Consider the following 6,151-nt stretch of genomic DNA (forward strand, 5'->3'; position numbering starts at 1 on the left):
CCTCACCTTCAACGTCTGGGCTAGCCCTTGACCAGTTTGTCGGGGTTGAGGCCGTACTTCTTAGCGAGATCGGTTAGCGTGCCGTTACTGATGAGCGCCTTGACGGCCTTGGCTACCGGCTCGCTGAGCGGGCCGCCCTTGAGGGTGAACACACCGAACGTGGTGTCGGTGGGGAAGATCCCCTCGACGGGGACCAATGCAGAGTTGCTCTTGGACACGATGTCCGCGATCGCGACGTCGGTTTCCACCAGGGCGTCGGACTTGCCGTTGGTTACGGCTAGGACTGTCTCGGCAACCTTGGGGTATTCGGTGACGTTGATGTTGTCCTTGCCGCCCTGCACGCACTTCTCGCCCAGCGCCCGGACGGTGGCTGCGTTGGCGCTGCCGTTCTGAGCCGCCACGGTTTTGCCGCACAGATCGTCTGCAACCTTGATGCTGTCCTTGTTCTTGGCACTGACGATGAGGCCGGGCCCCGTGTTCAGGTACTTGGCGCCGTCCGCAACCTGAAGGCGGGCCTCGCTCGTGTAGAGGCCGGACCATAAGATGTCGCAGCGCTTTGCCTGCAGGGCAGGCATAAGACCGTCGAAGGCTGTCTGCTGGAAGGTCGGGCTGAGGCCCCAGTAGGATGCGAGGGCGCGGGCGCCGTCGGCGTCGAAGCCGATGATTTCTCCGCTGGATCCGTTGCTGAAGTACTCCAGCGGGGCGTACTCGGGGTCAATGCAGACCTTCAGCTGGCCGGCGTTGATGAGCCCGCTCGGTGCGGCCTCTACCGCTGCGGCCGTGGAGGTGGTGCCTGCGGGACCGGATCCTCCTCCGCAGGCGGAGAGTGACAGTGCGAGGATTGCTGTGCCCAGGAGGCTGGCAGTTTTCTTCAAGGCCATCTCGCTTTCGAGTTCGTGGTGCAGATCACACCAGATGCGGATGAGATGACGGTAGCCCCATGTTGAGTCCGTGGCAAGCAATCGAATTGTTACTTCAGAGACCTGGTGATTCTTTTGTTGGGCGATGCGACAGAACTGTGACTGTTGAGCCTGAATATACAGATAGTTGCTCGTTTTTCGTCACCTCGACTGAGATAAGATTCTTCAAGATATTCCGCTCGCGGTTCCGGAGGGTGCGCCATGGTCGACATCGACGAACAGATCTTCTCCCTGTTGCAGGACGACGGGCGCGCCAGTTACTCCGCCATGGCGCACAAGATCGGGGTATCGCGGGCCGCGATCACGGCCCGGGTCGATGCGCTCATGGGGGATGGATCACTTCGCGTCGTCTCCGCAACGCACCCGGACTTCCTGGGCCTTCACTCGATCTCGCACGTGTCGATCCAGACAGACGGACCGTCGGACCCCGTCGTTGAGGCGCTTTCTTCCTGGCCGGAGGTCGTGCTGGTGCTGGGAGTGGGCGGCATCCACAACCTTGTGGTCGAAATCCGGCTCCCGAACCAGGTGGACCTTTATGCCACGATTGGGCGGATCCGCTCCCTGCCGGGGGTCTTGACGGTGAACACCCTGGTCTATGTTGACGTGGTCAAGGGCATCTTCATGCCGAGGCATGCGCTGCCGGAGAACGTCAAGGTCGACGATGTCGATCTACGGCTGATGCGCCAGCTCGAGCAGGACGGCCGTATGAGCTACAAGGATCTGGCTCCGCTCCTGGGGCTTTCTCCCAGCGCAGTGCGGAACCGCGTCAACTATCTGCTGGACAACCACGTGATCCGCATTGGAGCCGCCCACAACCGGCGGGGCAGAACCCGCAACGTCGCGACGGGGCTTGGCGTGAACCTGCGGGGGGACACGGCCTCCGTCCTTGATGTCATGGCCAGCCTGCCGGGCATCGAGTTCCTCGCCCGGACCATAGGTCGGTTCGATCTAGTCGCCACGCTGGCCGCTGACTCCGCGGCGACGCTCCGCCATCTAATCGACCAGCTCAGGCAGGATGACGATGTGGTCAAGATCGAGTCCTGGATGCACCTTGAGGTCTTCAAGGAGAAATACGAATGGCCCGTCCCGGCAGCAGCCCGGACCATCCCCTCTCCGTAAACCGGCGCAGACCGGTCCAGAGTGCAACTTTGGGAACCGGTCGGTCACCAAACTTCGCATGGGTCCGGGGTTTGAATGAAGTTCAGTCTTCGTCAACTGCATCAAGTGGCTCAACCTTGTGTGGGAAACGGAGCCCGAGAAGGATTGCCGCGAGGGCGGCGATACTGACGGTGGCCGCGCCGATGAGAAGGGCATCGTGGTAGCCGTGGTTCAGGACTGGAGTGACGAGCAGCGGGCCGAGTATTTGGCCTACGCTGTAGCCAGTGGTGAGCAGGGCAACTGAGCGCGGGAATCGCAGGTGCGCTCCGATAGCGAGGGCGATTGTTCCGATGCCAAGGAACGTTGCTCCGAACAGGATGGCTGAGATGATCGCTGGCACCACTCCGCCGAACAGTGCTGGGAGAGCGATACCGATTGCTTGGATGATGAGTGCGGCGAGCAGGAGCACCGGCCGGGCGAACCGGTGGGCCAGCCAGGCCCATAGCGCGGAGGATGGCAGGGCCGCGAGGCCGACGAGCACCCAGGCTCCGCTGCCGATCCAGCCGGGGATGGATTGGTCGATCGCTGCGACGAGGAAGGTGCCGGCGATGATGTAGCCGATTCCTTCCAGCGAGTAGCTCACCATTAAGGCGGAGAACCAGCGATGGCTGCGTGGGTAGGTCAGTTTCGCGGCGCCGTCCGGTTGGGCGGTAGGCGGTTGGGTTTTCATCGGCCAGGCCAGGGCCGAAAGGATGGCTGCAAGGATGGCTGAGGCTATCCAGGCAGCAGTCCAGTTAGAAACGGCACGCAGGACCAGCACGAGAATTCCGGAGAGGGCAATTCCAGCCCCCACACCACCAAAGGCCCAACCGGCGAGGTGGTAACCATGCGCTCGTAGGTGCGTGAGCATTGAACTTACCGCGACCATGAACACCAGCGCGCTGGCGATTCCTGCGATGAGTCGCAACACAAACCATACGGCGCCGTGCTCGGTGACCGGCATGCCCGCGAGGGTCAAGACAACGACGACGAGTGATATTCGCAGCGTGACCTTTGAATGGAGGAGCCGCGGAACGAAGATGCCGGCCATTGCGCCGGCAAGGTAGCCGACGTAGTTGCCAGTTGCCACGAGGCCCCCGAGCTGGGAGGTCATGTGTGCCTGGGCAACCATCAGGGGGAGAATCGGCGTGTAGACGAACCGACCGATACCCATTCCGACTGCAAGAGCCGCAGCCACTTGGCCCACGATGATCCACGGTGAAGAATCGGATTTCAAGGATCCTGTTGAACCTGTTGTTAGTGCGGCCATGGCTTTCCGCTACGTTCGTTCCTTGGTCTTTGGATGGCTTGTGGCTGTCAGGACTTCTTGTTTGCCGGGTCGTTGGGGTGGGGATTGAGGGGAGTGATTTCCACCGTCATCCATTTGTGCAGGGGGAGGGTGGCGAGAATGCCCCTCAATTCTGTCTCAGTGTCCGCTCTCCAGAGGCCAAGCGTTCGCCACTCACCCGGCTCGACAGGAGGCCTCCACAGCCGGAGAAGGTGGCCTTGCTCGGCCAGTTCTGCGGCCCTGAGCGCCTCCCGTGATCTGGTGTCGTTTACGGTCGCGTCTGCTGTTCCGTCGGGAACGTTTGTAATGAGGGTGGTCAGGAATTCCATTTCCTTCTTCTTTCTTGTTAAACGGATTGGTGAGGGGTGTCGGACCGCTGCCGCCGTTCCGCGCGGGTCGTGGCGATGTGCAGGAGGATGGATTTCGCCGCGATCAACACGACGAGGATCGTAACGGCGGCGAGCACTCCAATTGTGATGGCTTGCCAGGCAAACGGTTGGAGTAGGTGCAACCAGGTAATTGCCAGCGCAGCGACACTCGCCACGGGGAAGGTGAATGACCAGAAGCCGAGCGAGAACGGCAGTGTGCGGTAGCGCGGCAACAGCATCACCTGGATCAACACCATGAACGCCGTCATCGCCGTCAGCCCCTCGAACAGATGATCGGGTCGACCGCCAGAGATCGTAAGCCACGCTGCTGACGCGACGGCCGGGGGAGCGATCATGATCGCGAGAGTCGGGACGAGTGGGGCAGGCAGGGTTGGACGGAGCGCGAGCCGGAGAAAGAAGAACACGGAGATCACCAGCCAGAAGAAGATGCCGACGGCGAAGCTTCCGACGGCGAGCCAGTCAAGGCCCGTCTCTGCGGCGGTGAGTGCACCGACTAAACCGGCTGCACTGATGGGCAGGAAGTAGCCACCGTGAACGGATTCGAGTGGCATCTCCCCGCGCATCCAGAAGCTGAGAATCCATGCGGCGAACGCGGCAGCGGCGGCAATGGAGATCAATGTCAGCACGGTTCCGGCAAGCGGGAACGTGCGGTGAAGTCCCCCTCCGAGCAGCATCGCGGCGATGGGAAGCACTGCCGCAAGCGGGCCCTGAGCGAAGTGCGTGAGCTGATGAGAGAGAGAATGATCGGTGCGCGTGCCGCGATGCACGTGCACCGCGAGGGTCCAGATCCAGGCGATCGCAGCGATCAGCCAGAACGCTTGTCCGAGTTCGAACGGGAGCCCGAGCGCGGAAGCCGCCACGGTCCAGACTTGGGCGAGGCCTGCCAGGCCCAGTGGGATGGCGAGGGTGTTCAAGGGGACACGCGTTCGGGCGCGTGTCGCAGGGGCGGCGTGTGCCAAAGGCAGTTGAGCGGACAAAGGAATGCCTTCCTGAAGGAGGTAGCGGAACCCGATGTGGCCCCATAAGCGGTTATTGACCTTGAAGTACAATACCATGCAAGCTACTCTGTTCCCATGGGTAGACCGATGCAGTTTGAGACGGAGACGGCCGTCGACAAGGCGATGGACCTGTTCTGGCGTCAGGGGTACGCCGGAACGACGCCGCAGGAGTTAGCCAGTGAGCTGGGGATCGGCAAAGGCAGTCTCTACAACACGTTTGAGAGCAAACACGCGCTGTTCGTGCGTGCCCTTCGGCGCTACAGCGAGCGACGACTCGAGTACCTGACCGACCTGCTCTCAGCGCCTGGGCCGATCGGGCCCCGCCTCAAAGCGGCGATGACTGTCCTTGCCGGCATAGGCGAGCACCAGCGGGGGTGCGTCATGGTCAATGCTGCCGCGGAGCTCGGCCCCGCCGACGTCGACGTGAATCGCATCGCGGACGACCTCTTCACACAGATCGAAGCCGTGTTTCGGCAAGCAATCGCCCAGGGACAAGAGTCTGGAGAATTCGCCGTGGATCGGGTTGCCGACACTGCCGCCAGTCAACTGCTTGCCTCCGTGATCGGGCTTAGCGTGCTCGTCAAGGCAGGTGGACCGTCAGGGAAGTTCGGCACCGTCGTCGACGGCATCGTTGACGGCTTGTGACGTCGAAAAGAATCAACGATCAGACGTGAGCAGGCGCGCGGGTCAGTCTGATGCTGTGAAGAGTTCGATGCCGGCTGCGATTGCGACTTCTCCGTAGGCGTTTGCGAGGTCAGCGAGGCTCGCGTGTTTGTTCAAGCCACTCGGGTTCGGGACCACCCAGACGGCGGCGCCGCCGAGAGGATCCGGCTGACGTCCGACCCTCGCCTGCGGCCGGACGAAAGCAGTCCGGTAGGCTGTGATTCCCAATACCGCCACCACTGCCGGAGCGATGCGTTCGACGCGCTCGGACAGCGCTTCGACTCCAGTGGTGAGTTGCTCTGCGGTGAGTTCGTCCGCGCGCGCCGACGCTCCCGCAACGAGAGAGGTGATGCCGAGGCCACGCTCATGCAGATGCGTGAGGTCTTCGGGAAGGAAGCCCGCGGACGCATCTATCCGCCGATCGACGATGCCCGCCCGGTAGAGAGCAGGATAAAAGCGGTTGCTCCCGCCGCCGCCGAAATGCGCCTGCACCGCGACCGCGCGCAGACCGGGATTAATGCCGACGAACAGAAGTCGCGTCTGGTCCCCGAGCAGGTCCGGCAAGCTCCCGCCGCGGAACGAATCAAGCGCAGACCGAGTAAACCGCACCACTCCACCTTAGGACCTGGGGCATCCGGGAGCCAGATCCCGACGAGACTCACCAATAGTGCTCGCGAAACGGGGTGCATGCCTCATTTGAGAAACGCTCGCGAAATCACGGGCCGCTACGGGCACGGCGGTGACGATGAGGGATGG

At 62.3% G+C, this 6,151-nt stretch carries 7 protein-coding genes; 2 read left to right on the top strand and 5 right to left on the bottom strand.

The window, feature by feature from the left end:
- Positions 1-20: 20 nt before the first annotated feature.
- A complete protein-coding gene (locus ASG92_RS15245; RefSeq protein ID WP_056629878.1) occupies positions 21-962 on the bottom strand; it encodes an ABC transporter substrate-binding protein in 942 nt (313 codons plus the stop codon).
- Positions 963-1,121: 159 nt separating this feature from the next.
- Here ASG92_RS15245 and ASG92_RS15250 point away from each other — a divergent pair, with 159 nt between their 5' ends.
- Entirely contained in the window at positions 1,122-2,039 is a 918-nt protein-coding gene (locus tag ASG92_RS15250) for an Lrp/AsnC family transcriptional regulator (protein WP_056629882.1), read from the top strand.
- A gap of 82 nt (positions 2,040-2,121) precedes the next feature.
- Here the strand turns inward: ASG92_RS15250 and ASG92_RS15255 are convergent, their stop codons facing one another.
- From ASG92_RS15255 to ASG92_RS15265, 3 genes are all read right to left on the bottom strand, one after another.
- Positions 2,122-3,294, bottom strand: coding sequence for a YbfB/YjiJ family MFS transporter (locus ASG92_RS15255; protein WP_200951987.1), 1,173 nt, complete (start codon positions 3,292-3,294; stop codon positions 2,122-2,124).
- Positions 3,295-3,374: 80 nt separating this feature from the next.
- Entirely contained in the window at positions 3,375-3,674 is a 300-nt protein-coding gene (locus ASG92_RS15260) for a muconolactone Delta-isomerase family protein (RefSeq protein WP_056629889.1), read from the bottom strand.
- Between the two features lie 17 nt (positions 3,675-3,691).
- The gene (locus ASG92_RS15265) at positions 3,692-4,789 is read right to left on the bottom strand and encodes a potassium-tellurite ethidium and proflavin transporter (protein ID WP_082579526.1); all 1,098 of its coding nucleotides are present in this window, start codon (positions 4,787-4,789) and stop codon (positions 3,692-3,694) included.
- Between the two features lie 30 nt (positions 4,790-4,819).
- On the opposite strand from ASG92_RS15265, the gene ASG92_RS15270 reads away from it, so the two are divergent.
- Positions 4,820-5,377: a TetR/AcrR family transcriptional regulator gene (locus ASG92_RS15270; RefSeq protein WP_200951988.1), complete on the top strand. Its 558-nt coding sequence runs from the start codon at positions 4,820-4,822 to the stop codon at positions 5,375-5,377.
- A gap of 42 nt (positions 5,378-5,419) precedes the next feature.
- Here the strand turns inward: ASG92_RS15270 and ASG92_RS15275 are convergent, their stop codons facing one another.
- Positions 5,420-6,004, bottom strand: a complete 585-nt coding sequence (locus tag ASG92_RS15275; protein WP_056629914.1) for a mismatch-specific DNA-glycosylase — start codon at positions 6,002-6,004, stop codon at positions 5,420-5,422.
- Between the last annotated feature and the right edge of the window lie 147 nt (positions 6,005-6,151).

It is taken from the genome of Arthrobacter sp. Soil736, assembly GCF_001428005.1.
GTDB lineage: Bacteria > Actinomycetota > Actinomycetes > Actinomycetales > Micrococcaceae > Arthrobacter.

Bases quoted from the DNA above. Each gene is read 5' to 3' on its own strand.
- ASG92_RS15250 (WP_056629882.1), top strand. From the start codon at position 1,122: ATGGTCGACATCGACGAACAGATCTTCTCCCTGTTGCAGGACGACGGG.
- ASG92_RS15260 (WP_056629889.1), bottom strand. From the start codon at position 3,674: ATGGAATTCCTGACCACCCTCATTACAAACGTTCCCGACGGAACAGCA.
- ASG92_RS15265 (WP_082579526.1), bottom strand. From the start codon at position 4,789: ATGGTATTGTACTTCAAGGTCAATAACCGCTTATGGGGCCACATCGGG.
- ASG92_RS15270 (WP_200951988.1), top strand. From the start codon at position 4,820: ATGCAGTTTGAGACGGAGACGGCCGTCGACAAGGCGATGGACCTGTTC.